The 26,231-nt window shown below is 52.6% G+C and carries 23 protein-coding genes and 1 pseudogene; 10 read left to right on the top strand and 14 right to left on the bottom strand.

What is annotated here, in order from left to right; genetic code table 11:
• Nucleotides 1–175: 175 nt before the first annotated feature.
• On the bottom strand, nucleotides 176–1,231 hold the full coding sequence (locus ACTJI9_RS16495) for a sensor histidine kinase (protein ID WP_336441346.1): 1,056 nt from the start codon (nucleotides 1,229–1,231) through the stop codon (nucleotides 176–178).
• Nucleotides 1,231–2,673, bottom strand: coding sequence for an ATPase domain-containing protein (locus ACTJI9_RS16490; protein ID WP_440809394.1), 1,443 nt, complete (start codon nucleotides 2,671–2,673; stop codon nucleotides 1,231–1,233). Before ACTJI9_RS16490 ends, ACTJI9_RS16495 begins: the two co-directional genes overlap by 1 nt.
• Nucleotides 2,674–3,237: 564 nt before the next feature.
• On the opposite strand from ACTJI9_RS16490, the gene ACTJI9_RS16485 reads away from it, so the two are divergent.
• From ACTJI9_RS16485 to ACTJI9_RS16475, 3 genes and pseudogenes are all read left to right on the top strand, one after another.
• Nucleotides 3,238–3,381: a hypothetical protein gene (locus tag ACTJI9_RS16485; protein ID WP_336441344.1), complete on the top strand. Its 144-nt coding sequence runs from the start codon at nucleotides 3,238–3,240 to the stop codon at nucleotides 3,379–3,381.
• Nucleotides 3,381–3,731: pseudogene (locus ACTJI9_RS16480) on the top strand (PAS domain-containing protein); the annotation flags it as partial. The gene ACTJI9_RS16485 and the pseudogene ACTJI9_RS16480, both read left to right, overlap by 1 nt.
• Before the next feature lie 99 nt (nucleotides 3,732–3,830).
• Nucleotides 3,831–5,624, top strand: a complete 1,794-nt coding sequence (locus ACTJI9_RS16475; RefSeq protein ID WP_440809813.1) for a putative bifunctional diguanylate cyclase/phosphodiesterase — start codon at nucleotides 3,831–3,833, stop codon at nucleotides 5,622–5,624.
• Between the two features lie 197 nt (nucleotides 5,625–5,821).
• Here the strand turns inward: ACTJI9_RS16475 and ACTJI9_RS16470 are convergent, their stop codons facing one another.
• Nucleotides 5,822–6,079 (bottom strand): DUF6894 family protein, encoded by a 258-nt coding sequence (locus tag ACTJI9_RS16470; protein WP_307276858.1) that lies wholly within the window; start codon nucleotides 6,077–6,079, stop codon nucleotides 5,822–5,824.
• A gap of 93 nt (nucleotides 6,080–6,172) precedes the next feature.
• Between ACTJI9_RS16470 and ACTJI9_RS16465 the strand changes: the two genes are divergently transcribed.
• On the top strand, nucleotides 6,173–6,892 hold the full coding sequence (locus ACTJI9_RS16465; RefSeq protein ID WP_336441342.1) for a Crp/Fnr family transcriptional regulator: 720 nt from the start codon (nucleotides 6,173–6,175) through the stop codon (nucleotides 6,890–6,892).
• 142 nt (nucleotides 6,893–7,034) lie between these two features.
• Here the strand turns inward: ACTJI9_RS16465 and ACTJI9_RS16460 are convergent, their stop codons facing one another.
• On the bottom strand, nucleotides 7,035–7,493 hold the full coding sequence (locus tag ACTJI9_RS16460; protein ID WP_440809389.1) for a hypothetical protein: 459 nt from the start codon (nucleotides 7,491–7,493) through the stop codon (nucleotides 7,035–7,037).
• 64 nt (nucleotides 7,494–7,557) lie between these two features.
• Nucleotides 7,558–8,052: an Lrp/AsnC family transcriptional regulator gene (locus ACTJI9_RS16455; RefSeq protein WP_336441526.1), complete on the bottom strand. Its 495-nt coding sequence runs from the start codon at nucleotides 8,050–8,052 to the stop codon at nucleotides 7,558–7,560.
• A 147-nt stretch (nucleotides 8,053–8,199) separates the two neighbouring features.
• Between ACTJI9_RS16455 and ACTJI9_RS16450 the strand changes: the two genes are divergently transcribed.
• A complete protein-coding gene (locus ACTJI9_RS16450) occupies nucleotides 8,200–9,351 on the top strand; it encodes an MFS transporter (RefSeq protein ID WP_440809386.1) in 1,152 nt (383 codons plus the stop codon).
• A gap of 112 nt (nucleotides 9,352–9,463) precedes the next feature.
• Nucleotides 9,464–11,533, top strand: coding sequence for an ATP-dependent helicase (locus tag ACTJI9_RS16445; protein ID WP_440809383.1), 2,070 nt, complete (start codon nucleotides 9,464–9,466; stop codon nucleotides 11,531–11,533).
• Nucleotides 11,534–11,569: 36 nt separating this feature from the next.
• Here ACTJI9_RS16445 and ACTJI9_RS16440 read toward each other — a convergent pair whose 3' ends face one another.
• From ACTJI9_RS16440 to ACTJI9_RS16415, 6 genes are all read right to left on the bottom strand, one after another.
• Nucleotides 11,570–12,469: a sugar phosphate isomerase/epimerase family protein gene (locus ACTJI9_RS16440; RefSeq protein WP_307276843.1), complete on the bottom strand. Its 900-nt coding sequence runs from the start codon at nucleotides 12,467–12,469 to the stop codon at nucleotides 11,570–11,572.
• A gap of 79 nt (nucleotides 12,470–12,548) precedes the next feature.
• Nucleotides 12,549–13,487, bottom strand: coding sequence for an ABC transporter substrate-binding protein (locus ACTJI9_RS16435; protein ID WP_337353307.1), 939 nt, complete (start codon nucleotides 13,485–13,487; stop codon nucleotides 12,549–12,551).
• Between the two features lie 67 nt (nucleotides 13,488–13,554).
• Nucleotides 13,555–14,535 carry an ABC transporter permease subunit gene (locus ACTJI9_RS16430; protein WP_336441337.1) on the bottom strand — a complete coding sequence of 327 codons (981 nt, stop codon included), beginning with the start codon at nucleotides 14,533–14,535 and terminating at the stop codon, nucleotides 13,555–13,557.
• Nucleotides 14,536–14,565: 30 nt separating this feature from the next.
• Complete coding sequence (locus ACTJI9_RS16425) at nucleotides 14,566–16,110, bottom strand: sugar ABC transporter ATP-binding protein (RefSeq protein ID WP_440809379.1); 1,545 nt, start codon at nucleotides 16,108–16,110, stop codon at nucleotides 14,566–14,568.
• Entirely contained in the window at nucleotides 16,107–17,516 is a 1,410-nt protein-coding gene (locus tag ACTJI9_RS16420; protein ID WP_440809377.1) for an FGGY-family carbohydrate kinase, read from the bottom strand. The genes ACTJI9_RS16425 and ACTJI9_RS16420 overlap by 4 nt, the downstream gene beginning before the upstream one ends.
• Entirely contained in the window at nucleotides 17,513–18,292 is a 780-nt protein-coding gene (locus ACTJI9_RS16415; protein WP_336441334.1) for a DeoR/GlpR family DNA-binding transcription regulator, read from the bottom strand. Before ACTJI9_RS16415 ends, ACTJI9_RS16420 begins: the two co-directional genes overlap by 4 nt.
• A gap of 195 nt (nucleotides 18,293–18,487) precedes the next feature.
• Between ACTJI9_RS16415 and ACTJI9_RS16410 the strand changes: the two genes are divergently transcribed.
• The gene (locus ACTJI9_RS16410; RefSeq protein ID WP_440809376.1) at nucleotides 18,488–19,579 is read left to right on the top strand and encodes a class II aldolase/adducin family protein; all 1,092 of its coding nucleotides are present in this window, start codon (nucleotides 18,488–18,490) and stop codon (nucleotides 19,577–19,579) included.
• Between the two features lie 115 nt (nucleotides 19,580–19,694).
• Here ACTJI9_RS16410 and groL read toward each other — a convergent pair whose 3' ends face one another.
• Nucleotides 19,695–21,323 carry a chaperonin GroEL gene (gene groL / locus ACTJI9_RS16405; RefSeq protein ID WP_336441332.1) on the bottom strand — a complete coding sequence of 543 codons (1,629 nt, stop codon included), beginning with the start codon at nucleotides 21,321–21,323 and terminating at the stop codon, nucleotides 19,695–19,697.
• A 47-nt stretch (nucleotides 21,324–21,370) separates the two neighbouring features.
• On the bottom strand, nucleotides 21,371–21,685 hold the full coding sequence (locus ACTJI9_RS16400) for a co-chaperone GroES (protein WP_337353302.1): 315 nt from the start codon (nucleotides 21,683–21,685) through the stop codon (nucleotides 21,371–21,373).
• Nucleotides 21,686–21,964: 279 nt separating this feature from the next.
• Between ACTJI9_RS16400 and ACTJI9_RS16395 the strand changes: the two genes are divergently transcribed.
• Nucleotides 21,965–22,237 carry an usg protein gene (locus ACTJI9_RS16395; protein WP_336441330.1) on the top strand — a complete coding sequence of 91 codons (273 nt, stop codon included), beginning with the start codon at nucleotides 21,965–21,967 and terminating at the stop codon, nucleotides 22,235–22,237.
• Between the two features lie 448 nt (nucleotides 22,238–22,685).
• On the opposite strand, the gene ACTJI9_RS16390 is transcribed toward ACTJI9_RS16395, so the two are convergent.
• On the bottom strand, nucleotides 22,686–23,390 hold the full coding sequence (locus ACTJI9_RS16390) for a transcriptional regulator NanR (protein ID WP_336441525.1): 705 nt from the start codon (nucleotides 23,388–23,390) through the stop codon (nucleotides 22,686–22,688).
• 178 nt (nucleotides 23,391–23,568) lie between these two features.
• On the opposite strand from ACTJI9_RS16390, the gene oiaX reads away from it, so the two are divergent.
• Nucleotides 23,569–24,828: a 3-oxo-isoapionate-4-phosphate decarboxylase OiaX gene (oiaX, locus tag ACTJI9_RS16385; protein ID WP_336441329.1), complete on the top strand. Its 1,260-nt coding sequence runs from the start codon at nucleotides 23,569–23,571 to the stop codon at nucleotides 24,826–24,828.
• A 7-nt stretch (nucleotides 24,829–24,835) separates the two neighbouring features.
• Nucleotides 24,836–26,167, top strand: coding sequence for a four-carbon acid sugar kinase family protein (locus ACTJI9_RS16380; RefSeq protein WP_440809372.1), 1,332 nt, complete (start codon nucleotides 24,836–24,838; stop codon nucleotides 26,165–26,167).
• Nucleotides 26,168–26,231 lie beyond the last annotated feature (64 nt).

Below are 26,231 nucleotides of genomic sequence, written 5' to 3'. Positions count from 1 at the left end.
ATGGCACAGAACCCCACGGCCCCCAATCTTCTGTAAAATACCGGCCACGGCTAGCGTTCCTTGAAGGTATAAAAAGATCATTTGGCATTCGGATTGCTGCCCTGCTGATACAAGACCTGCATCATGACAATGAATTTTTTATAAACACTCAAATGATGGAAGGAGCCTCTACCGTTTATTTAAACGGCGGACGGAGATCGGTTAAAACAACATTTGCAAGCAATCCGCGAGCCACACAGCGCAATCCCGTAGGTTCAAACAGAACTATAGGTTTCTCGCCGAATATGGCTGACAAGGCTGAACGGATATATCGTGTGCCATACCCTGCCCTCGTCGGTTCCTTCACAGGCGGCCCCCCACTTTCAATCCATTCCAGCGTCAAAATCGGCTGGGCGTCATCGGATATCTTCCAGATTACACTTATACGTCCTTCATCCGTGGACAAAGCGCCATATTTGATGGCATTTGTGACCAGTTCATGCAGACATAGTGCAAGTGTGGTGCCAGCGTCGCGGTTGAGCAGAAGCTCCGGGCCATCGATTTTCAGCCGCTTTGCTTTGTCCGCATAAGGTTTTAAGGTTAGATCAACGATTTCTCGCAGGTCGACCGTGTCGCCACCTTGTTCGAAGACAGCCGAATGAACATTAGCCAAGGCTCCCAGGCGCCCCTCAAAGTCCGCCACCAGCGTGTCAATCGTATCTGCTGCGCGACGGGTCATTCTGAAGATAGAGCTTACGCTCGCCAGAATATTCTTGACCCTGTGATTGAGTTCGAAGCGGAGGTCGCGCTCACGCTCGATCGAATCTCTGACTTCACGCTGCCGTAAACGCACCAAAAATGCAGATTGAACAGCGGTTACCAGTTCGAGAGATATGACGGGTCTTTGAAAATATATTTGCCTTGCTTGCGGCCATAGTCTTTCCAATTCCGCACGGATACGGGCATGCGGGGCCTTTCGGTCCAGAAGAACGAAAATGGGCAGGTCTGACCAATTCGGCTGTGCCGACAAATGTACCGAAATGGCTTCTATCGTCCTGGGTGTCAACGACTCGTGGGTTACGAGAATAACGCCGGGAGATTGCGCCAGCATCTCAGCCAAATCCTCTGTGCTGGCGCATACCCTGACGTTCATACCATTTTCAACGAGCAAAATCTCGATAAACGCGGCGTCCTTGCGGTATGGAGCAAGGACGAGCGCCCAATCAAGTTCGCTCTGGTTCTCGTCGTGCATCAGAGTTCAGGAAGGGGATTATAAGGAACAACTGACACGCCCGAACTCTGGATCAAAAGTTCCCTAACGTCCAGGTCATGAGGACCATGGCGTTTTTTTACCACCGTTATACTGCGCCTGAGTTTTCCCTCATGTTCTGATATTCTCAAAAGCAACACTGTATCGCCGAGAAAACTGACGTCGACATCAATTCCAACATTTTGGCCCAGCAGCCCGTGTTGAGCCACGATCAACATCGTCAGGACGCCCGACCGGGCAAGGTATTTCAGCAGCGACTGAATATCTCGCACGGCCTTTTCACGATGCGGGAGGGAATTCAGGTATCCGGTGAAGCTGTCGATCACAACCACGCGGGATTTTTCGCGGGTGACGACTTCCTGAGCGATTTTGCCAAACTCCCCCGGCGATATTTCGTTGGGATTGAAATCACGGATGATCAGCTGACCCTCTTTGTGGAACTGGCGCAAATCCATCCCCAGTCCCTCTGAGCGCCTGAAGAAGGTTTCCAGACGTTCCTCAAAAAGGAACAGCGCAACGCTTTCACCGCGTTTCAGGGCGGCAGTAGCATATAAGGAGGACATGGTGGATTTACCCGTGCCGGATTGGCCGATCACGAGCGTCGTGGTACCGGATTCCTGACCGCCCCCAAACATCTCATCAAGCGCGGTGACGCCCGATTTGATCAGTTGCGGTTTGACGGTCTCGGATGCGGTACCCGGAATGATCCTCGGATAGACGATGACGCCCTCTCCCTCACGTATCGCCATGTCGTGATATCCGTCGGCAACGGGTACGCCGCGCATTTTGCTGACTTCTATACGGCGACGAACCCCGCCATATTCTTCAAGAGACTTGTCGAAGCGGATTACACCATGCGCGATACCCTCGACCTCTTCACCATTGCGCTCGGAGGACCCACTGGTCTGCGTATCCAGCAATAATGCAATGACACCATGTTTGGCCAGAAACGCCTTGAAGCCAAGCAGCTCCCGGCGGAACCGTGGCGAATCGCCCGTGATCAGCCGGATTTCCAAAAGCGAGTCGTAGACAAGCCGACTGGGCTTATGATCCTCAATGGCTTGCTCAACCGCTTTACGGGTTTCGTCCAGCCGAAGCTCCGTCGTCTGGAAAATCGACTGATCAGACGCGCCATTCACAGCGTCTGATGCCGACAGCTCCTCGATCCTGATACCGTCGAGTTTCCAACCGTGAGAGACAGCAATGGATTTCAGTTCCGACGTCGTTTGGGACAGGCTGACGTAGAGACAGCGTTCGCCATTTTGAGCACCTGCAAGCAGGAATTGCAGTGCGGCCGTGGTTTTGCCAGATCCGGGCGCTCCCTGGAGAATGTAAAAATTGGAGGCGGGCAGCCCTCCCCTCAGGATTTCGTCCAATCCGGTGATACCTGTTTTGACAACCGGCGGTTTTTTTGGCGTAGCCATGCAAGGAGTTCCATTCTTGGAATACAGGAGCGGCGGGTACGCCGACCGCTTAAAGCCGAACAAGCCTCAGGCTTATATTTCATGGCTGTGATCGTCAACATGGCGCCCTGTTGAGGATTGAGATTTTGCCCGGCATCAATCAGCCGCGATTCACTATTTGCCTCTGTACAGTTCGTGGCCGCCTTGATGATATGGTCGGGTGGGATTGCTTGTGATAAATCGACCCTCGATCGGAAGGGTTTTGTTGGTTGTCTGTCGGTGCCTGAGGCCGGCATAAAGTTGATAGGGTCAATACGCGAACGGCGGCAGCCAGTTTGTGACCTTCCCAGATCTGCATTATGATCAGGGGGCTGCCACATGCGCATAATTGCTGATGTGAGGATCCTATCGCTGGCGTGGCAAGGTTCCATATTTTCTCATGGTGGACAACAAAGTCCTTGTTGAACAATGCGCGTCACGTCCCCAAAATTCTATTGACCTCCATTGGATGGAACGAGACATTCGAAAGGATGTGGGAACGGAAGCGCGCTTGGGTAGTTTACTGAGATGAGGGAAGCAATTCTAATGACCGAACTGCGCAACAATCCAATTGAAAAAACAATACAATCTTCTCGTCGCGATGACCCTGGCATTTTCTCGATTTTGACGACGCGATCGGTTTCGAATGTTTCCAGTGGGCTACATCTGGCCAACAAAGGCCAGGTGTGATGTCGATTGTGAAGAACGACCTTGCTGACAAGAGTTTAAACGACCCACACAGACTGCTTCGTAATATGATTGATCAGGTGCCGGACTACCTGTTTGTCAAGGATCTGGATTGTCGCTTCATCGTGGCAAATGAGGCAGTTGCCCGTATTCACGGATTTGAAAGTCCGGATGATCTGACCGGAAAGAACGACTTCGACTTGCATGATGCATCCTCCGCAGCAAGATTCTCCCAAATCGAACGTCAGGTCATTCGTACTGGTGTTGCAATGATAGGGATGGAGGAATGCGTCGTTGATGCTGCTTCTGGCAAGGAGAGGTGGTTATCCACTTCAAAGGTCCCGCTAAGATCAACAAATGACACTGTCGTAGGGCTGGTTGGAATCTCGCGTGACATTTCTGCTCGCAAAAGAGATGACTTTCTCAGGGATGAGCAGACAGCGATACTTGAGATGATTGTTGTAAATTCACCTCTGCATGCAGTTCTTGATCGCCTGGTTAGACTTATGGAAAGACAGCTGGTCGGTGTATACGGTTCAATTTTGTTACTTGACGACGGTGGTACTCACCTCAAGCATGGAGCCGCGCCTACGCTATCGCAAGAGTATTGCCGGGCGATCGACGGTCTCCCCATTGGACCTGGTGCCGGATCGTGCGGGACTGCTGCCTGGCTTGGCGAAAGTGTGATCGTTGCTGACATCGCCAGTAATCCACTTTGGAAGAATTACCGCGATCTGGCTTCCCGTCATGGTCTGAAATCCTGCTGGTCGGCTCCAGTATTGTCTCACGGTGGCATCGTCCTTGGCACGTTCGCACTTTACTCGGCCGGAGTACGCCATCCGGAGCCGGCAGAGATCAACCTGACACAAATCGCGACCAGAATCGCAGCAATTGCGATCGAACGGAAACATGCCGAGGATAAGATCCGCCATATGGCTTACCACGATATGCTGACTGGTTTGCCAAATCGTATTCTCCTGACGGATCGCCTCACGCAGGCAATGTTACAGACGAAACGGCACAACCCATGGGTCTCGGTCCTTTTCGTCGATTTGGATAATTTCAAGTTCGTCAACGATAGCCTCGGCCACACTGCAGGCGATGAACTTTTAAAGACGGTTGCCCGACGTATGGAGAATTGTATACGGCCGACGGACGCGGCAGTGCGTATGGGCGGCGACGAATTTGTTATCCTGTTGACAGATCTACCGGAAAACACCGACGCGATTGCTGCCGCAATGCACAAAATCCGAGCAGCGATCCTGGAGCCAATGATTATCAGAGGCCGAGAGTTCCACATCACTTGCAGCATAGGTATCGCCACCTATCCCCAAGATGGAACAGATGCTGAAACCTTGATCGCAAATGCGGATATTGCCATGTATAAGGCAAAGGAAGCAGGGCGGGACGGATTTCGCTTTTTCACGCCGGAACTTAATATAAAAGCCCATGAAAGGTTAGCCCTCCACGACGGAATTCGCCGAGGCATTGCTCAATCCGAGTTTCACCTTTTGTATCAACCTCAAGTGGAACTGGAATTCGGACGCATATTCGCTGTGGAAGCCTTGGTCCGGTGGAATCATCCGCAATTGGGACTGATAAATCCCAACGAATTTATTCCGTTGGCAGAAGAAACGGGGCTTATTGTGCCGCTTGGCGAGTGGGTTCTTTACGAAGCGTGCAAGCAGAACAAAAGATGGCAGGACGCCGGGTTTGAACCAATTACCATGTGCGTCAATGTCTCGGCTCGTCAGTTTCACGATCAGAATTGGACGAGCCGTGTCATGCACGCATTGGGCGAAACAGAATTAGATGCCAAGTGCCTTGAACTTGAGCTTACTGAGAGTTTGGTAATGCGGGACGTCAACGAAGTAATTGCCACAATGGAGGAACTGCGCAAAGTCGGTGTCAGTTTTGCCATTGACGATTTTGGTACGGGATATTCAAACTTAAGTGCCTTAAAAAGCCTCCCGGTTTCACGGTTGAAAATAGATAGGTCGTTTTTACGAAATTTGGTTGAGGATGACGATGACAAAACGATTACCGCAGCCGTCATATCGCTTGCGCAAAAGCTCAACATGAAAGTGATCGCAGAAGGGGTTGAGACCCACGAGCAGCTGACATTTCTGCGTGAAAATCATTGTGACGAAGTGCAAGGTCATCTATTCAGTGAAGCAGTATCTTCCACCGAAATAGGCAAACTGCTCCAGAACCAACAATCCAAATCAGGGCTGGCGCCGGCATGAGGTGCTGCTGCAATAAAACCCTCCGCACAGGCAAGCCAGCCGGGAGGCTGTCGGTAACTCTACCGCTTTGAAATCCACAGATCGGATGTCCGGCGAACTGTCTCCCCGGTCTGACGGTGTCGCGAAAGAATCACTCAGGTGAAACCGAGGCTTTATTGGATGACCTGGGTGCATTCAGCGATGGAGTTGAGTACTGCTCAGCTTTCACCAGCTGGCTGAAATTCGATAAATTTCGTGTCGAATAGCAGGCTGGCCACCGCCAGCACATTGCCATCCGATTTTCTGATTGTAAGCCAAATTCTACCATTGCCGCATTCCACCAGTTCGTCACGTGCCAGGTCGGTTACAATCCTTGAAGCTTCTTTAATGGCGCCGGCATTGTCAGGAAGTTCCACCCCTTCATCATCGCGGGTCCTGCCGTCGCCATTGTCCAAATCGAAGTAATATCGGCTCATGCTTTTTCCTCTTCTGGAACATAAGCCTCTTTGAAGGATTAGGTTCCTACAGGTGCCGATAAAATTTCAACACGCCCTCTGGAGTACGTTTCTTTGATTGAATCCTTGCTACTGAAACTTGAGAGTCACGATGTCGTATCAGTTGCGGAAAAGTCATTGCTGCAATCAATGATAACCCAGGACAAGAATTTTTCCGCGGATGAGGATCTTGTCGTCGAAGGAAGCCGTCCGAGGTATAGTACACTTCTGGTGGAGGGCTTTGCTGCTCGCTACAAGGTACTTGAAAATGGGAGTAGGCAAATTACATCTCTGCATGTTCCCGGCGATTTTGTGGACCTTCATGCCTTTCCTTTGAAGGTTATGGATCATGGCATTGTTGCACTCACACCTTGCCGCATAGCTCTTTTCGATCACAACGATATCATCATGGTTACCGAGAGGTTTCCCCATCTCACGCGTTTGCTGTGGCTGCAAACCCTTATCGATGGCTCTATTCACCGGGAGTGGATCGTGGGAATGGGACGGCGACCCAAGAAAATACATCTCGCCCATTTGATTTGCGAGCTTTTCATCCGTCTGCAAGTGGTGGGCCAGACACGGGATAATTCGTTTAGCTTTCCTCTCACACAAGCCGAGCTGTCAGATGTGATGGGCATATCAGTGGTCCATCTGAACAAAAGCCTGCAAATGTTACGGCGGGAAAATCTCTTCAAATGGGCGGGTAAGATCGTGACTATTCTCGATTGGGAACGTCTTAAAGAGTATGCCGATTTCAGTCCTCTTTATCTCAACTTAAGTGTCGAACCACGCTAGTTCCAGAGGGGGTCTGCCTTCAAACAGGATCATTCAAGTACGCTGGCACATAGAGGAAGCCCCTTCTTGGTCCCCGCATCTCTTTAATGAACACGCGCGATGTGCCGCAGGTGAGCGCAGAAAACCGACTATAAACCACCGATCAGTCTAAGGACCGCATAGGCCGGATATTATCAACGCTGATATCGCCAACAATGACCCCTCGCGTCAGATCGGTTCTACCGCTTTCAATCTCGATGACCGTATAGAGCTTGTCATCGCGGAAGGCACTTGCATTGAAAGTGGTAACATCATCGGCAGGTGCCGCATCGACTTCCATAAAATCAAGCTCGCGGCCCGCGGCTACAATTCTTGCATCGCCACTGGTCCGTGCAGCCACCACGACCTCTCCTTGAAACGGCGAGTTCTCCCATCGGGGATCGTCAGGTGAGGCGGTCGGCACAACCCTATAGACGTGAAGTCTTTCGCCTTTGCCAACAAGGCCGGACGAGCGGCTCGCAGCATCGGCAATCTGCGCTTCACTTTCTACGGATTGTCCGAAGGATGTCGGGCTGCTCTTATCGAAAGCAGGATTGCCTCCGGATCCATCTTCATTTGACATTGGGAACCTCCCTGAGTTGTCGTTGGAACGAGCTGGCAGAGTTTTCGTTCCCCAAGCTTCCAGCCTAAAGAAGATTTTTGGCGTCAGCCTGTTCCCGCGTGAAGTCGATCACCGGCCACTCCTGCGTTGTTTCGGCTTGTACGGGCCGCTCGAGATAGGTCGACAGCACGACATAGCTTCGCGTCGCCTTCACACCTGGCGTTGCGTACAGTTGCGCCAGCAAATGTTCAAGAGCTTGAGTCCCGTTCGTGCGAACCTTGAGTAGCATGCACGCGTCGCCCGCTACCGAATGGATTTCCTCCACTTCCGGGTACTGGCTTATTGCCAGCAAGGTCGGTGTTTTCCCCCAGCCTGTTGTGTCCACATGGACAAACGCCAGAAGCGATTTTTCTACACTTGCGGGGTCTATCAGTGTTGAGACGCTTTTGATCGCTCCCCGCTGCCGCAAGCGTTTGACACGCTCATGTGCCGCCGGGGCCGAAAGGCCAACTCTCTGTCCAAGTTCAGCATAGCTGAGGGTCGCATCCCCCACCAGTTGACCTAACAATTTTCTGTCCATTGGGTCTGCCCTATGCGCCTCCCCTTTATGGTGCAGAATACCATCTGTTTTTTTCACGACCGTAAACTCCCTGGTTGCCGCCGAATAACATTCGAATATTGTGAGCTTATGCAGAATGATAATCACGTAACAAGCGAAATTTCATCAATGTCGGTTCCCGCAATAGTCTGGGCCCTGACGGGATGCATTGGTCTGATCGGCTCAAATTCACTTGCACTGGGTCCGATTGCGCCGGCAATTGCCGATGGGTTCGACGTAGAAGTTCAGGACATTATGCTGGCATCGGCTGCCTTTGGGCTTGGAACCGCGTTGGGGGCCATCGCTCTGGGGCAACTGATAGATCGGGCGGGCCCTCGTAGAACGCTTGCCTATGTCATGTTGATAATGGCGATCGGTTTTATCAGCAGTGGTGTGGCTCAAGGCGCAGTCGTCCTGACGATTTCTCAGTTTCTCGTCGGCATATCGGCCGGTGTCGCCCTGCCCGCAATTTATACTCTTGCTGCCGTCGTTGCTTCGCCCGGACATGAAGGGCGCACGATTGGTATCGTACTCACGGGTTGGACGATCAGCATGGTGGCGGGTGTACCCCTTTCGACGTTGATCGCTGACGGTCTTGGCTGGCGTGCATTTTACATCGCAATCGCCGCAGCGGCTCTCATTGCTGGAGCGGGATTATCGGTGAACGGGCAGCATGAAACACAGCGCAAGGGTGTTGCATCAAGAACGCCAATCACCGCTTTGACGATCAAAGGCGTACTGCCGCTTCTGGCAGCCTGTGGGTGTTTCATGGCGGCTTTTTACGGCGTCTATGCTTATGTCGGCGATCACTTGCATGTGAACCTGGAATATCCTGTGCGAGCCACCGGGCTTGCGGCGATCTTCTACGGGATCGGTTTTGGAAGCGCCGTATTTCTGGACCGTTATGTTGACGCCTATAGTGGCCGTCGCGTTTTGCTCCCCTTAATCTTTCTGATGGTCGCTGTGGTTTACGCCGTGATGTCGCTCGTATCAGGCACCTACACCGGGGTTCTTGCCGTCATGGCAATCTGGGGGCTCGCAAATCACTTCGGCCTGAACGTGCTGATTATGCGACTAACGGCCCTGGAACCTTCACAACGTGGGGCAATAATGGGTCTCAATAGCGCGGTAACCTACCTTGCACTGTTCGCTGGGACTATCGTCATGGGTAAAGTCTACGCGGCCGAGGGCTTTGTTTACATTACTCTATGCGGGGGCTTGCTCAGCTTGCTCGCAAGCGTTTTTTCGCTCTGCGCGGCCTATATGCAGAGCCCGAACTAATTGCAGCGGGAACGGCTGGCGTATGTCTCTGCACCGCCTTGAGTATTGAGCAAACGAGTGTTATGTTCTATCTTTGTTCCAAGCAGAATCAGAAATAGGAACCAGTTTTTCGATGAGTGTTGCGCATCTTGATAAGTTGAACGTTGCACAACGCAAGGCCGTAGAATTTGGTATCGGACTACCCGATGGTCAGACTGGCGGACCGCTTCTTATCATTGCGGGAGCGGGATCGGGAAAAACCAATACGCTGGCACACAGGGTTGCACACCTCATTGTAAATGGTGCCGATCCTCGCCGTATCCTTATGATGACATTCTCGAGACGTGCGTCCGCTGAGATGTCCAAACGGGTCGGCCGTATCTGTACGCAGGTGCTTGGGCAAAAGTCCTCGATCATGACTGACGCCTTGGATTGGGCGGGAACATTTCACGGGATAGGCGCACGGCTTTTACGTGACTATGCCGAACAGATTGGGCTTGACCCGAACTTTACTATCCACGACCGGGAAGATTCGGCCGATCTCATAAATCTGGTCCGGCACGAACTTGGTTTCTCCAAAACCGAAACCCGCTTTCCGACCAAAGGAACTTGCCTTGCGATCTATTCTCGCGTCGTCAATTCTGAACGCCCACTCAACGAGGTTCTAAAGGATGTTTTCCCTTGGTGCGCCATGTGGGAGACAGAACTTCGCCAGCTTTTTGCCGGTTATGTCGAAGCCAAGCAAGCACAGAACATTCTCGACTATGACGATCTACTCCTCTATTGGGCGCAGACCGTTTGCGATCCGCTGCTTGCAGAAGATATTGGTGGCCGCTTTGATCACGTCCTCGTCGACGAATATCAAGATACCAATCGCCTACAATCAACCATTCTGTTGGCCTTGAAGCCCGGAGGACGCGGTCTGACGGTAGTCGGTGATGACGCGCAATCTATTTATTCGTTCCGCGCTGCTACCATTCGCAATATCCTCGACTTTCCAAGCTCATTCACTCCACCGGCGGATGTCATCACACTTGACCGCAATTACCGCTCCACACAGCCGATCCTGAGTGCGGCAAACGGCGTGATTGATCTGGCATCCGAACGCTTCACAAAAAATCTCTGGACGGAGCGACAGTCTGCGGAAAGGCCGAGACTCGTCTCTGTGCGCGATGAAAACGAGCAGGCAAATTACATCGTCGAGCAGATATTGGAGACCCGGGAAACCGGAACAACTTTGAAACAGCAAGCGGTGTTGTTCCGTACTTCACATCACAGCGGACCCTTGGAAGTTGAACTGACCCGGCGCAACATTCCTTTCGTCAAATTTGGTGGATTGAAGTTTCTCGACAGCGCCCATGTTAAAGACGTATTGGCCATGCTTCGCTTTGCGCAAAACCCGCGTGATCGTGTTGCCGGATTCCGCCTCATGCAGATACTTCCAGGCGTTGGTCCTGCTTCGGCACAGCGCGCACTTGAAGACATGGCGATAGATGCGGACCCATTAAGTGCCCTCACCCAGCATCCGGCACCTCCGCGCGCCGGTGACAATTGGTCGGACTTCGTTTCGACCGTTCAACAACTCAGCGCCAGAAGGATGGGCTGGCCTGCCGAGATTGAGTTGGTCCGGCGTTGGTACGAACCGCATCTGGAGCGTATTCACGAAGATGCGCAAATGCGCCAGGCTGATATTCTTCAGCTTGAGCAAATTGCCAGCGGCTATCCTTCGCGAGAGAGATTTCTGACTGAACTCACTCTTGATCCGCCGGACGCGACAAGCGATCAATCTGGCGTCCCATTGCTGGATGAGGATTATCTCATCCTATCGACGATCCATTCAGCCAAGGGACAAGAATGGAAATCGGTTTATCTGCTCAATGTGGTAGACGGCTGCGTGCCGTCCGACCTTGGTACCGGCTCAACTGCAGAGATCGAGGAAGAGAGGCGCCTGCTCTACGTCGCCATGACAAGAGCAAAGGATAGCTTGCACCTTGTCACCCCTCAGCGGTTTTTCACGCATGGCCAGAACGCCAAAGGCGATCGGCATGTTTACGCTTCCCGCACACGGTTCATTCCAGCCACTCTACTGCAATATTTCGAGTGCTGTTCATGGCCGATTGCACGCCCTGAGAACGCGAGGGAAACTGGGGCCCGTGGCGTTCGGGTTGATGTAGGTTCACGCATGCGTGCTATGTGGAGTTAGTTCCCTCACCGAGCCTTTGGCCACACAGTCAGGCTGTCACTCAATCGGCAAATGTGCTTGTCTTACCAAATCTGCCTTGAGTCGCGCGGTTTCCATTCCAAGTTCAATGAATTGGCGAGCATGTTTTGCAAGGGCCAAATTATCATCCCAAAGGTTACGCCAGATTGCGGTCTTAAGTGACAGATTTTCATCAACTATCGTCGTGGAAAAGGACTCAAAAGTTAGGTAATCGTCCCAGCCAATTGCGATCAATGAATCAAAGATAGCGCCGAAATCGATGCTGCCGGTGCCAAGATAGCCGCGATGACTTTCACCAATATGAATGTATCCAATTTTCTCGGCAGCATGCCGGATAGCTAATCCGACATCAGCTTCCTCAATGTTCATGTGGAATGTATCCAAATGCAACAAGACATTCGATGCACCGGTGTCGTGAATATAAGCCAGACCTTGAGCTGCTGTATTGAGCATATTGCTCTCGAAACGATTTACGATCTCGAGATTGAGCGTCACGCCTGCTGCTTTCGCATGGTCGGCGACTTTTGAAAGCGCCGTAACGCTGTTATCCCAGCCCCGTTTTGTCAAAGCATGTTCTTGCTTCCCATGCGCTGAAGTCAATATTCCCGCAAGCTTCGATCCGCCCAAGTCGCGGACAAGAGCAATCGCCTTGTCCAGAATATCCGTTCCATTGCCAACGATGGCCATATCGGAACTTGATATATCGCCATCAGGCGGCAAACCCATACTGATCGCTACATCGAGCCCAAGGTCTTGAATGCGCCCGGCCAGCCACTTTACATCGACCTGTCTTGGATCAAGATATGAAAATTCGATCAGCTTATAGCCCAGTTCATGCGTTCGGTTGAGCGCGTTTTCCAGATCGCCTTTAGATGAGCCTGCGCTCCAAACGAATGAGTGAACACCGATTTTTGACATGGAAGACTTTCTGGCAATTGAGAAGGGTTAAAAAAGACCTGCCCGCATCATTATCGCGGACAGGTCTTCACGAAAAACTCTACCGAGCGGCAGTCCAACCTTTGTATTCCTTTATATTATCGGCAGTAATCAACTTGGGATCGAGAAGAACTGTCGTTTCGGCAGGTTTGTTTCCGTTCATCAAATCAACCGCCATCTTGAGGGAATCGCCGGCCATAACATAAGGATCCTGGGAGGCCGAAGCCTTGATCATCGACTTTCCACTGGCGAGAGACTTCTCAATATCCGGCGCACCGTCGACGGCGGTGAGGAAGAATTCGCTGCGATTCAGCTGCTTTGCAGCCAATTCTGCGCCGATTGCCGTCGGATCATTGATTGCAAAAACGGCATCGATCTTGTCAAATCGTGTAAGAAGTCCCTGCATGACGGCAAGGCCACCATCGCGGGAACCCTGGGCATTTTGATCGTCCGACAGGATTTTAATTTCCGGGTTCTTTGCCAAAACACTCTTACAGCCTTGAACCCGATCTATGATTGAAGACGAAGCCGGACCGTTGATGATCACGACATCGCCCTTTCCTTTGAGCTGATCTACAATGTACTGACAGGCTTCCTCGCCGGCTTTTATATTATTGGTCATGACAGTAACATCGGCGCCGGGAGCCGACACATCGAATGCAGCAACAATGACTCCTGCTGCCTGAGCCTTTTTCACCGCTGGTGCAATTGCCTTGGCATCCACTGCATTCAGCATGATGATGTCCACGCCAGCGGCAACAAAGCTGTCCATCTGCGAGACCTGCTTGTTAAGATCATAATCCGCCGAAACAGACGTTACCTGTACGCTTGGGTTGATCTGTTTGGCGCGATCTTCAATGCCCTTGATCGTCGCTACAAAGAATGGATTTCCTAGAAGGCCGACCGAAATACCGATCTTTTGCAAGTCCTTGGCCGCAGCAGGCATGACAAGCGAAGCAGCAAGCGCTGTTCCCATAAGCAATTTCGAGATAATTTTCATTTTTTCCTCCATTTATGACGCTCCCAGCGTCTTGTTGCCCGGCCAGCCGGGTTTGGTGGACCACACGTCAGGTGCGGCTCAATCCTTTCAGTCGGTACCGGTCGAGACCGACCGCGACAATGATGACAAGGCCTTTTATGATGTACTGCCAAATGTCCGAGACGCCTACCAAGATCAGCCCGTTAGAAAGGACCGCGATAATGAGAGCGCCTACGAGAGTTCCCCAGATCGAGCCGACCCCTCCAACGAAGCTGGTCCCCCCCAGAATGACTGCCGCGATTGCATCGAGTTCGTACGACTGACCAAGCTGAAGGCCATTGGCAGCATAAAGACGTGCCGCAGACATGACGCCTCCAAGGCCCGAGAGCAGCCCGGAGACGCTGTAAACAAAAAGCAACACTAATGGTACTTTTATGCCTGTCAGGCGTGCCGCCTCAATGTTTCCCCCCACCGCGTATATCCATGTGCCAAGGACTGTGCGTTTAAGCACAAACCACGAAATCAGGATCGTCGCCAATGCTATGATTGCCAGCCAAGGGACGCCAAGAAAATTTCCATTTCCTATGAAATCAAAAGGCAGGTCTGCATTGAATATCGTTGTGTCGTTGCCAAGCAACCGCGCGATACCGCGCATAGCAGTCAGCGATCCAAGGGTCACGATGAAAGGTGGAAGATTTAAAAAGGCAATGATGCTCCCATTCACCAGACCACAGGCAAGTCCAACCGCGATCGCAGCTGGAATACCCAGCATTCCAATATCCGGAAAAAGCGAAACGATTACGCCGACCATTGCAGAAGCGGCCAGGATTGAACCGACTGACAGATCAATTCCGCCTGTCAGAATGACAAAAGTCATCCCCGCAGCGAGTACGGTGTTAATTGACGCCTGTTGCATCACGATCGAAAGATTATTGACGCTCAGGAACCGTCCGCTCAACAGGTGAAAGCCGATCGCAAGGATTATCAGAACCGGCAGCATCCCCAAGGCAGTGAGCGTCGATCGAAATCTGGCCTTGTCCTGTTCTTTATCTGTCAATGTCGCGGTCATTGTTTCATCCGTTTCCGTTCTTCGGCACAGTCAAGCTCGACCGGCAGAAGAGCCGGTCGAGAGGGCCATTATTGCTTCCTGATCTATAGGTTTGTCTGGCGTAGCTCTGACTTCGCCCGCAATTTGCCCGTCCCGCATGACGAGCACGCGATCGGCAATCCCGATGATCTCTGGCAGATCACTGGAGATCACCACAATAGCGATGCCGGTTAGGGCAAGTTCATCGATGATGCGGTAAATTTCGGATTTTGCGCCAACGTCGACGCCACGTGTAGGCTCGTCAAGGATAAGCACGCGCGGTTTGGCTTCCAGCAACCTTGCGATCAACGCTTTTTGCTGGTTGCCTCCTGACAAGGCTCCGACATTTATATTGGCGCTTCGCGTCCTGATTGACAGCGAGGATATGGCGCGATCTGCGCGCGATCTTGCGGCGGCAAAATTAATGACCCCGCCCTTCGCCGCGTCAGCGGCCATCACACCCATATTAATGTTCTCGCTAATTGTCATGTCGAGGAAGAGACCCAGCCCCTTACGATCTTCTGTCAGATAGGCGATGCCTGCAGCGAGCGCATCGCTCGGATTTGAGATGGAAAGCTCCTTGCCAGCCAGTCTTACAACGCCGGCCGTTTTCACATCGGCTCCAAAAATCAGCCTAGCAAGTTCCGTCCGTCCAGATCCGACCAACCCAGCAATACCCAGAACTTCACCCGCGCAGGCATCAAAAGAGCAATCATGCACGCGGCGCGCATCACCAATATTCTGCACCGAAAGCACCGTCTCCATCTTGCCGTCAGATGCGTGATGTTGCTTCTTGTAAAATGATGACAGATCGCGGCCAACCATCATTGATACCAGTCTGGAAGCTGACAATTCCTCTCGCTCGAGGGTTCCAACGTACGCACTGTCACGCAGAACACTCACCCGATCGGCAAGCTGGTAAATCTCTTCCATCCGATGACTGATATAGATGATTGCAATACCATGTGCCTTTAGACTTGCTATAACTTCAAACAGGCGATCAGTTTCCCGCGAAGTCAGCGAAGTTGTTGGTTCATCCATGACAATTATGCGTGCATTGGTGGTCAATGCTCTCGCAATCTCGACCATCTGCCGCTCGCCAAGGGACAGTTCGCCGACCCGTCGCGAAGCAGAAAAATCAATTCCCAGGCGCCTGAGTATCGGTTCTGTTCGCTCGCGTATCTGGACTTTGTCTACCACACCAAACCGCGAAGGTTCCGCACCAAGGAACATGTTTTGGGCTACCGTCAGATTTGGGGCGAGAGATAGTTCCTGATAAATTACTGAGATGCCACTGGCCTTTGCCTTAACTGGGTCGCCCGCCACAACAGGAAGACCATCAATGTGAATACTCCCGCCAGGGTCAGCCCTATAGGCTCCCGACAGAACCTTCATCAGCGTTGATTTCCCCGCACCATTTTCGCCCATAAGCGCATGCACTTCACCTGCATGAACGGTCAGCGACACGTTGGACAACGCGCGTATGTTGCCGAACGTCTTGCTGATGTTGCGCATCTCCAGCACAGGAGCGGAGACTGCGAGAGACGAAACGGTCATACCAGCAATTCCTTGTGATCTACTTGCCGACCTGACGGGTGACCGCTTTCGACCATGGCGCGCCACGCGTCGCGATAATCCGTCAAACCGGCAATTACAGATGGCAAAGCTTCTCGGGTGTCATTGGAGAAGGGGTTTGAGCCAACTTGACCGTATACGAGTGCTGCTGCACCAAATGCGCTGCCCTCCGGATTTTCGCTTGAATAGATTCGCTGGTCTTGCCGCAAGCTGGCCAGCAAGTTTGCGTACAGTCCAGTTTTGACCAAACCGCCATCAACCACAATTGCGTTGGTTGACTGGATGAGATCAAGTGACAGATCTGTCATCAGTGCAACGTATAGCAGAGCCGCACCAGCGCGCTCCTCGCCGTCGACAGACGGCCCTGTGAACCGACCCGTTTGATTTTGAGCGGGCCCGCCCGGCGCAAAGGAGGGAAGAACAAATATGCCCTTGGCTATGACCGATATTAGTGCGTCAACGGATATGGCGTTATTCCAGCCGCCACTTGCAACATCATATTCACGCCCTCCCATAAATCGGATGGTTGCGGTCGGTTGGTGATCTACAGTTACGTTGGCCAACATATCACGCCGCGAATCGAGCACCTCGAGCGGGCAAGACGAATTAAAAATGATGATCCAAGTGCCGGTAGAAACCAGGGTGAAGTCTTCAAAGCCAAGCGATCGATAATAATAAAGTGCAGCATTACTGTCATGGACGCCATTGTGAACCGCAACTTCAGCCGATGTCCCATTTTCCAGCTCAACGACATATTTTCCAATCCAATCACCTGCCCTTGCCAGCTCCGGCATTTTTTCCCGCCATCCCTGAGACGTCACCAAGCTGCTAAAGTCATCTGCGAGCGGTGCCCAAAGATGGGAGTGACAGCCAAGATAGGAAACTTCTGAAACCTTGTGGCCGGAAAATTTCCATGACCAAAATTGAGGATATGAAAGGATTGCATCCGCCTCGTGGATTAAGTCGGGATTGCGCTCCTTCAACCAGAGGATATGGCGTCCATAATTAAAGCCGAGTGGCAACGCTGGAGAAAATGTCTCGGAGTATTTTGGTATCAGTGTGTCGATTTTTCCAGCAATATCCGTGGGCGGTTCCTGCTCATAGTCCAGTATGGGGTGGATTAGCTTCTCTCCGCGAACTAATGCAAAGGTACAGCCATGTCCTGAAAACATAATGCTGTTGACGCCATGGTCGCAAACTGCTGCCCTCAACGAAAGCTTTACCCACTCAAAAAGGGCCGCATCGTCGAGAACACGGAGGTCGCCGACATCATTCCAAACGGGTCTGGTGCGGGCTTGTGCCACTACTTTTCCCATGGCCGTCAAAACAAACAGCTTGGAATTTGTTTTGCCTAAATCAAAGACTGCGATGACGGGGTGATCTGTCAATTCTGCGACCCCATTCTTGCAATCAGGATCGTGATTCCGTGATCCTCCAACATCTTTGCACCCGCATCCGACAATCCGTCATCGATCACGATGGTCCCTATTCGCGAAAGCGGCAGCACGATATTGCGGGGTGCGATGGAAAGTTTTCGGCTATCGGCCAACAGGACAATTTCATCAGCACAGCGGCTTAGCTCACTTATCGCCTTGGCGAGCAGTGGATGAGACTCGAGCAAGCCATCATTGTTAATTCCCTGAGTTCCAACAAAGAAGCGCGAGGCAAAAAAATCAGGCACGCTGGCAGAGGCATCATGAATTATACCGGGCTCGCGGTATAATACGCCACCTGCAAGCGTCAAGTTGCATGTACCATGCTCGCCCAAATAGGCGGCTAGAGGCATCGAGTTTGTGTAAAGACGTACATTTCGCCGCGCCAGCTGGATCCCCAGCTGGAAGCAAGTTGATCCGGCATGTACGATGATTGAATCTCCATCGCGCACGAGGCTTGCGGCCTTTTCGGCAATGGCCCGTTTTGCCTCTACTGCAATGTCGCGGTTTTCATCGTAAGGACGAGCTGAAAGACGCGCACCGGTGCTCACCTCATTTGCGGAAATTCCGCCGTAGACCTTCCGGGCACTTCCAATTTCATGAAGCTTGTCAATATCGCGACGAATGGTGGCGGGCGATACGCCCAAGCGCTCCTGCAGGTCGCGGACCGAAGCAAACGGCGTCTCCTGCAACAAATCAATAATCTGCTTATGGCGCTCAGAATCGTTCATTCAACCTCCCGGCGTCTCCCAACACCAATGACGCAAGATAATCATACAACCGGGTAGCCTGCAAGTTTGATAGATGGAAAAACCTCATCATTGACGATTTACAATCAAAACTCTAAGTTTCGATAGAAACTTTGATCACCATGGATTGATGCCTTCCAAGTCAAAACGTAAGTGAAGCGCGCAACGGTGGTATTGATGTATTCGAGCAAGACCCTGACGAACACCTTTGAGCAGTTCCTTGATCTCTCAAGCCAGATCGGCAATGACATCCTCAAAACGCAAGGAGCTGGCGGCAACACTTCGTTGAAAGCAGAGGGGGTCATGTGGATCAAAGCATCCGGGACGTGGCTCGCCCATGCGAAGGAGCGGGACATTATGGTACCTGTGCTGGCGGCACCCTTAGTGGATGCCTTGCGTTCTGGCGACTCTCGTGCCGATAAAGCGACCGATTTTATAGTCGGCAGCATGAACACCAGCAGCCTTCGGCCTTCCATAGAAACGAGCTTTCATGCCGCCCTTCCCAGCCGGGTTGTTGCGCATTATCATTGCGTCAATACGATCGCGCTTGCAGTCCTTGAGCAACGTGAGGAGGTGCTCGCGGCACGCATGGCTAAAATACCGGATCTGAAGTGGGAGATGGTCCCTTATCGCCGACCGGGAACGCCGCTTGCACGGCAAATCGAAAAGATCGCGCACAGGACGCCCGATGTCCTTATTTTGTTTAATCATGGCATAATCGTCACGGGCGACACGGCAGAAGACGTTGCCGGAAAAATTGGACGTGTCAGCGCTGCTCTTGCCACCGATCCACGCAGTACAGGTGCGCCCGACATTGCAGCTCTGTCGGCTATTGCAAAGGACTCTGCGTTCCGCCCGGCCCCCGATATGGAAAGCCATAAGACAGCTCTTTCGCCATTAAGCATGGCTTACGCACTTGGTGGGTCCCTATATCCGGACCACGTCATTTTTCTGGGCACGGAGCTTGGCGTTGTCGATCCCGAGGGCTCGATTGAGGCAGTACTCAATGAATACAGAAACCGCAACAAAGCTGCACCGAAGCTGCTCCTGGTCCCCGGAAAAGGTATTCTACTTTCAAATGAACTTGCCCAAGGCGGAGAAGTTATGGCCCGTTGCCTTGCAGAAGTTACTGCACGGATCCCCGAGGGAGAAAAAATTGCCTACCTGAGTGAAGATGATGAACACCAATTGAACCATTGGGAGGCAGAACAATACCGCCAGACGCTGGACCGGAGAGCGCCAGCTGTGTTTCCAACCATCGCGCCTTAAATTGGTGGCGCTCCTGCGAGTTCATCAATCGCGCGCGTTCGATCTCAACAATCTTGTCAATGCCCACCAACGAATGGTGGTGACCCGCCCCTGTGAGGCGGGTCGGGTTCGCGATTTAAAAATCCATCCCAGCACCTGCTGGTAGTGCAGGAGATGTTTCCTTCTTCGGCTTTTCAGCGATCATAGCTTCCGTTGTCACCAATAAACCGGCAACTGAAGCTGCATCCTGAAGCGCCGTGCGTACAACCTTTGCCGGATCGATGACGCCCTGGGCGTAAAGGTCGCCATATTCACCGGTTTGGGCATTCCACCCGAACGAGAACTCAGATTTTTCACGCAGTTTGCCCACAATAATCGATCCTTCGGCACCCGCATTCTCTGCAATCTGGCGCGCTGGCGCTTCGATCGCACGGCGAACAATTTCGACACCGACTTGCTGGTCTGAATTGGCCATATAGATGTTGTCCAACGCGTTGACAGCACGCAGCAGGGCTACACCACCACCCGGCAGAATGCCTTCTTCAACGGCTGCTCGCGTAGCATGCAGCGCGTCGTCGACCCGGTCTTTCTTTTCCTTAACCTCGATTTCCGTGGAGCCACCAACGCGAATAACGGCAACGCCGCCTGCCAGCTTTGCCAAACGTTCCTGCAGCTTTTCACGATCATAGTCAGACGTGGTCTCTTCAATCTGCGTGCGAATTTGGCTGACGCGACCCTCGATCTCGGCTTTTGAACCGACCCCATCGATGACGGTGGTGTTTTCTTTTTCGATCACAACCTTCTTGGCTCGGCCGAGCATATTGAGCGTCACGTTCTCGAGTTTTATACCCATGTCCTCGGAAACCACCGTTCCGCCAGTCAATATGGCAATATCTTCGAGCATAGCTTTGCGGCGATCGCCGAAACCGGGCGCCTTGACAGCGGCTATTTTCAGGCCGCCGCGCAACTTGTTGACGACCAACGTTGCCAACGCCTCGCCTTCGACATCCTCGGCGATAATCAAAAGGGGTTTACCAGATTGCACGACTGCTTCCAGAACCGGGAGCATGGCCTGCAAATTGGAAAGCTTTTTCTCGTGGATAAGAATATAGGGATCTTCCAGTTCGGCCCGCATTTTGTCCTGGTTGGTGACGAAATACGGCGACAGGTAGCCTCGGTCAAACTGCATGCCCTCAACCACCTCCAATTCGGTCTCGGCGGTCTTGGCTTCTTCAACGGTAATGACACCTTCGTTGCCCACTTTTTCCATTGCTTCTGCCAGGTATCGGCCGATCTCCTCATCGCCATTTGCAGAAATCGTGCCCACTTGGGCAATTTCCGCGTTTTTGGAAATCTTGCGAGCATTGTTTTTCAGTTCGCCGATAACGGCATCAACCGCAATATCAATCCCGCGTTTCAGGTCCATCGGATTAAGGCCCGAAGCAACGGCCTTTGCGCCTTCCCTGACGATAGCCTGAGCCAGCACGGTTGCCGTTGTTGTGCCGTCTCCGGCAAGATCATTGGTCTTGGATGCTACCTCGCGCAGCATCTGAGCGCCCATATTCTCGAACTTGTCCTCAAGTTCTATTTCCTTGGCGACAGAAACACCGTCTTTTGTGATGCGCGGTGCACCGAAGGACTTGTCAATCACAACGTTGCGCCCCTTGGGACCCAAGGTCACTTTTACAGCATTTGCAAGAATATCGACACCGCGCAGCATACGCTCACGCGCGTCCGTGTTGAATTTTACTTCCTTGACAGCCATTTAATTGCTCCTTTTTTCACGCAGCAGTTTATAATGATACGTCCCGCTCACGCAGCCTTCCTCTCGATCGTCTGAGCCTCTACAATGCCCATTACATCACTTTCCTTCATGATCAGCAGTTCTTCGCCGTTGATCTTGATTTCGGTACCTGACCATTTGCCAAACAAGATACGGTCTCCGGTCTTAAGCTCGAGGGGCTGAATTTGGCCGGCTTCGTTTCGCGTGCCAGGACCGACGGCCAATACCTCGCCTTCCTGCGGTTTTTCCTTGGCTGTGTCAGGAATGATGATGCCGCCGCTTGTCTTTTCTTCAAACTCGACGCGGCGGACTAGAATACGATCGTGTAGCGGTCGAAATGTCATGTTTTCCTCCATGGACAAACAAATCATGTTCAATTTCACTCCCGGACCGAAAGGCCAATCCGGAGTGGGCGCTATCCTTGTTCAAGCGATAGCGGCTATCGATCTGGTTTCAGCAAGACACAGTTTCAATATCTCAAATCAAAAAAATTAGCACTCTCTAACGCCCGCTGCTAACACTATGTAAAGAAACAATAATTTTACCATCAGCGCCCTGTTTTCTGTTGATTTCTGCACGGTTGTGGACCAAACTTGGTTATCGTTACGCAATGGAGATGAAGCATGCAGTATTCATCGCAATTGGAGCGCCAGCTTGACGGTTACGGCCTGACAACAGCTCATATTCTTTATCGCATTCCCGATTTTGAATCCGTCCTGCAGACTTTCGTCTGGCAGGACTATGATGTAGCGCCGGAATTTCCGGTCATGAGGAAGTTTCTTGATTTCTGGCAAGACAAACTCGACGGCCCCCTGCATTCCATCCGCTATACCCACAGGCGTCTCATCGGGGCTAATGAGTGGCGGCTTGTCAGCGGCGAGATCAACATTCACTGATCCCGGTAATAAGAGAGCTCTGGGCTCGGATTTGCCAGCTGCTCGACAGTGTTGCGATGCTGGAGTTTTGCATGCGTAACTCAATGCCGCCAAGCGCGGCGGCTCCATTTGCTCCCAGCGCCAGCAAGGGGCATTCGCTTTCCCGTGTTAGACACGGCCGGGCGCATCGTTCCACGCCAGGCAAGATTGAAAATCCCGACATCCTGCACAGGAAGACCGACGAATAGCGACGAGTCATCACCGTCTCGGAGGAGGCGCGGGGCGTGCGCAATCGCGATCGTTCTGCCAGGGCAGATCCCCGGCATGGATAGAAAGTCAAATATCATTAGCCATGGATGGATCTGGACAGCACCTGCAATCATCTCATCCCAGTTAAACCGGATGCAGCAATGATGGGCGGCTCGTTGAACCCTTGCCTATGATCGGACCAGGGTTGTTATCAACACCATTACCGAGTGTAAAGAGCTCTTGACCGCTCGAGATGTTTAAGAACAGCGGCTTCGGCTCCGTCTGCATCTTTCGCTGCCAAGCGATCGAGAATTTCTTCATGTTCGACCAGCGTAAACTTTTCCTTCCCGGTCCAGATGAGCATGTCGGTGTGATAAGCCTTCAACCAAGCAAGCATCGCCTCACTTACCGCGACAAAGATCGGATTTCCCGAAATCTGGGCAATGCGGCTATGAAACCGCATGTCGGCTGAAATGAACTCTTCTGCTTGACCCAGCGATTGGCGTTGGCGCTCGATGATGGCCTCGAGATCGGCGATGTCTTGTGGCTCTATGCGCAAGGCAGCCTCTCGCGCCATCCCCCGCTCGAAGAAGATACGGCTGCTCTTGAGATGTTCCAGCGTGTCCGATGATTGTGACAGCATGATTTTTGCGGTCAGGTCAACTTGACGGAAGATTGACTTCGCCGTCAACTGCAGGACCTTGGCGCGCTCGCCATGTGAAATATTGACCAGCCCCATATTTGCAAGCGCTTGCATCGCTTCGCGGATCGCTGGACGCCCAACGCCGAACCGCTCCATGAGGACCCGCTCGGAGGGCATATCGTCTCCCGGCTTCAACTCGCCCGACGTGATCATCCGTTCCAGACGGTCGAAGACTTCATCAGACAGTTTCCGACGGACGATCTGTTCAACAGGCTGATTCATGGGGTCTCGCTGGTTCAAAACTGCACTCCTTATACAAGCTAACAGGACATCGAGAATAGGGGGCGCGCCGAAATCGCGCTGCATGCCATAATTCTTCTTCACAGCCGTTGGAATACTCATTATACCACATCATGAGTTGACGCCACGAATATTCGGCGGCATTGGGAGCAGCAATTCCATGATGATCCACTTGACGTACCGCATTGAGACACCTGGCAATATCGAGGCCATGGCTCAGAAGATCGCCAGCGACCAATCAACTGGAACCTTCGTCCCGGTCCCGGGCGAAACTGAGGAGCTGAAGGCTAGAGTTGCCGCGCATGTAGTCTCGATCAAGCCGCTGGAAAATGCTGTGATACCGACTTGGCCCGAGCTTGAAAAAGGCCATGCCAGGCTGCGCCGCGCCGATGTCGAAATTGCTTTTCCCCTTGATGCGGTCGGTACGGATCTATCTGCATTGATGACAATTGCGATAGGCGGAGTCTACTCGATTAAGGGCATGACCGGCATACGCGTCGTCGACATGAGACTCCCCGATGCTTTTCGTTCTGCTCATCCGGGTCCACAATTTGGAATCGCTGAGAGTCGTCGCCTGACCAATGTATACAACCGTCCGATCATCGGCACCATCGTCAAGCCGGCACTTGGACTGCGCCCGGGAGAAACGGCAGCTCTGGCAGAAGAGCTGGTACGGTCAGGGGTGGATTTCATCAAGGACGACGAGAAGCTGATGAGTCCGTCCTATTCTCCGCTCAAGGAACGCATCGCAGCGATCATGCCCCTCATTCTTGATCACGAGCAAAGGACCGGAAAGAAGGTCATGTATGCGTTCGGAATCTCGCACGCTGATCCTGATGAGCTGATGCGCAATCACGATCTAGTGCTGAAAGCCGGCGGTAATTGTGCCGTCGTCAACATCAATTCAATCGGGATGGGCGGAATGACCTTCCTGCGCAAGCGCTCTGGTCTTGTGCTACACGCCCATCGCAATGGTTGGGATCTACTGACCCGAAGTCCGGGCGCGGGCATGGATTTTAAAGTCTGGCAGCAATTCTGGCGTCTGATCGGCGTTGACCAGTTCCAGATCAATGGCATCCGTGTCAAATATTGGGAACCGGATGAGAGTTTCATCTCCTCCTTCAAGGCTCTGAGCACGCCGCTCTTTGATAAATCCGATTGCCCGCTGCCTGTGGTCGGCTCCGGTCAGTGGGGTGGCCAAGCACCTGACACCTATAATCGGACCGGCCGGTCAACAGACCTTCTCTATCTATGTGGAGGCGGCATTGTCAGCCATCCCCAGGGTCCAGCCGCTGGTGTCAGGGCTGTACAGCAGGCTTGGGAGGCGGCCGTCGCCGACATTCCACTTGGTCTTTATGCCAAAAACCACCCGGAACTTGCGGCATCTATCAACAAGTTCGCCAATGGCAAAGGCGCTTGAGGTGCTGATGGCGCGCCCACTTATCAGCTACTACGGAGATGATCTTACCGGTTCTACCGATGTCATGGAAGCACTGGCGCTCAACGGTATTTCTACAGTGTTGTTCCTGGGCATTCCAAGCGTTGACCTGCTCGAGCGATTCAAAGATTGCCAAGCGATCGGGATTGCCGGCACGAGCCGTAGCCAGACGCCAGAGTGGATGGAAGACCATCTTGCTCCTGCCATTGAGTGGCTACATGAACGTAAGGCGGCCATTTGTCACTATAAGGTCTGTTCCACCTTTGATTCCAGTCCGCGCATTGGGAATATTGGCAAAGCAATCGAGATTGGAAAGAGGATTTTTGGGCAATCATGTGTGCCTGTGATTGTCGGCGCGCCGCAACTCAAGCGCTATACCGCCTTTGGTCATCTCTTTGCCGCTTATCAGGGTACGGTCTTTCGCATCGACCGCCATCCTGTCATGAGCAGGCACCCGGTGACACCGATGGATGAAGCCGATCTTACGGTGCATCTGAGCAGGCAAACCAGCCTGCCGGTGCGACTGGTAGACCTTGTAGCACTGCTTGGTGACGACGCAGACAGTCTGATTGCAGCACATGGAACCGCCTCGGGGGTCTCGCTTATCGACGTTGACGGCGATCTGTCGCAGATGGCCGCAGGCAAGCATTTGTGGCAACTAAGAAGAAATGGCGGCCTGTTTGTCGCTGGCTCCTCCGGCGTAGAATACGCTCTCATCAGCGCGTGGCGCTCCCAGGGTGTCCTAGGCGCACCGCCCAATTTTCCCTTGCCTGGTAAAGTGGACCGTCTTGCAGTGGTTTCTGGCAGTGTTTCGCCGACAACGGAAAGGCAAATACGCCGCGCAAGAGCCGACGGCTTCAACACTGTTGATCTTGATCCATTACAACTGATCGGCGAAAACACCAATCAGGCTGTGAACGACGCAGTCAAAGCAGGATGCATAAGCCTGAATGCCGGGCGTAGTGTCATCCTCCATACGGCGCTTGGTCCGTCGGCCGATCGCGGCGCAGATATCGACCATATCGCCGGCGCGCGACACCGGCTTGGACAGGTCCTTGGCACTATTTTACGCCGTCTCGTCGAAGAACAAAAACTCGAGCGTGTAGTTATTGCGGGCGGCGATACCTCCAGTCACGCTCTTCAGGAGTTACATACTGAAGCCTTAACGACATTGCTTCCCCTGCCACAAACGCCCGGATCACCGCTCTGCATCGCTCATGGGCCATACGGACCCACAAACGGTCTTCAGATTGCGCTTAAAGGAGGACAGATTGGGGCCGATGATTATTTTGCTCAAATCCAAGATGGAAGAGGGACATAAGTCATGACCTTCTGGATTGGCACGAGTTTCAAGATGAACAAGACGCTGGCGGAGGCTTTGGCCT

Origin of the sequence: Phyllobacterium sp. 22552 (assembly GCF_052044585.1) — a bacterium.
In the GTDB taxonomy this organism is placed as follows: domain Bacteria; phylum Pseudomonadota; class Alphaproteobacteria; order Rhizobiales; family Rhizobiaceae; genus Phyllobacterium; species Phyllobacterium ifriqiyense.
The sequence above is the reverse complement of the archived record's forward strand: the minus strand, read 5'-3'. Positions and strand labels throughout refer to the sequence as shown.

Coding starts and splice junctions, on each gene's coding strand:
- ACTJI9_RS16495 (WP_336441346.1), bottom strand. CDS start 1,231: ATGCACGACGAGAACCAGAGCGAACTTGATTGGGCGCTCGTCCTTGCT.
- ACTJI9_RS16490 (WP_440809394.1), bottom strand. CDS start 2,673: ATGGCTACGCCAAAAAAACCGCCGGTTGTCAAAACAGGTATCACCGGA.
- ACTJI9_RS16485 (WP_336441344.1), top strand. CDS start 3,238: ATGACCGAACTGCGCAACAATCCAATTGAAAAAACAATACAATCTTCT.
- ACTJI9_RS16475 (WP_440809813.1), top strand. CDS start 3,831: ATGATTGTTGTAAATTCACCTCTGCATGCAGTTCTTGATCGCCTGGTT.
- ACTJI9_RS16470 (WP_307276858.1), bottom strand. CDS start 6,079: ATGAGCCGATATTACTTCGATTTGGACAATGGCGACGGCAGGACCCGC.
- ACTJI9_RS16460 (WP_440809389.1), bottom strand. CDS start 7,493: ATGTCAAATGAAGATGGATCCGGAGGCAATCCTGCTTTCGATAAGAGC.
- ACTJI9_RS16455 (WP_336441526.1), bottom strand. CDS start 8,052: ATGGACAGAAAATTGTTAGGTCAACTGGTGGGGGATGCGACCCTCAGC.
- ACTJI9_RS16450 (WP_440809386.1), top strand. CDS start 8,200: ATGTCGGTTCCCGCAATAGTCTGGGCCCTGACGGGATGCATTGGTCTG.
- ACTJI9_RS16445 (WP_440809383.1), top strand. CDS start 9,464: ATGAGTGTTGCGCATCTTGATAAGTTGAACGTTGCACAACGCAAGGCC.
- ACTJI9_RS16440 (WP_307276843.1), bottom strand. CDS start 12,469: ATGTCAAAAATCGGTGTTCACTCATTCGTTTGGAGCGCAGGCTCATCT.
- ACTJI9_RS16435 (WP_337353307.1), bottom strand. CDS start 13,487: ATGAAAATTATCTCGAAATTGCTTATGGGAACAGCGCTTGCTGCTTCG.
- ACTJI9_RS16430 (WP_336441337.1), bottom strand. CDS start 14,535: ATGACCGCGACATTGACAGATAAAGAACAGGACAAGGCCAGATTTCGA.
- ACTJI9_RS16425 (WP_440809379.1), bottom strand. CDS start 16,110: ATGACCGTTTCGTCTCTCGCAGTCTCCGCTCCTGTGCTGGAGATGCGC.
- ACTJI9_RS16415 (WP_336441334.1), bottom strand. CDS start 18,292: ATGAACGATTCTGAGCGCCATAAGCAGATTATTGATTTGTTGCAGGAG.
- ACTJI9_RS16410 (WP_440809376.1), top strand. CDS start 18,488: ATGTATTCGAGCAAGACCCTGACGAACACCTTTGAGCAGTTCCTTGAT.
- groL (WP_336441332.1), bottom strand. CDS start 21,323: ATGGCTGTCAAGGAAGTAAAATTCAACACGGACGCGCGTGAGCGTATG.
- ACTJI9_RS16400 (WP_337353302.1), bottom strand. CDS start 21,685: ATGACATTTCGACCGCTACACGATCGTATTCTAGTCCGCCGCGTCGAG.
- ACTJI9_RS16395 (WP_336441330.1), top strand. CDS start 21,965: ATGCAGTATTCATCGCAATTGGAGCGCCAGCTTGACGGTTACGGCCTG.
- ACTJI9_RS16390 (WP_336441525.1), bottom strand. CDS start 23,390: ATGAATCAGCCTGTTGAACAGATCGTCCGTCGGAAACTGTCTGATGAA.
- oiaX (WP_336441329.1), top strand. CDS start 23,569: ATGATGATCCACTTGACGTACCGCATTGAGACACCTGGCAATATCGAG.
- ACTJI9_RS16380 (WP_440809372.1), top strand. CDS start 24,836: ATGGCGCGCCCACTTATCAGCTACTACGGAGATGATCTTACCGGTTCT.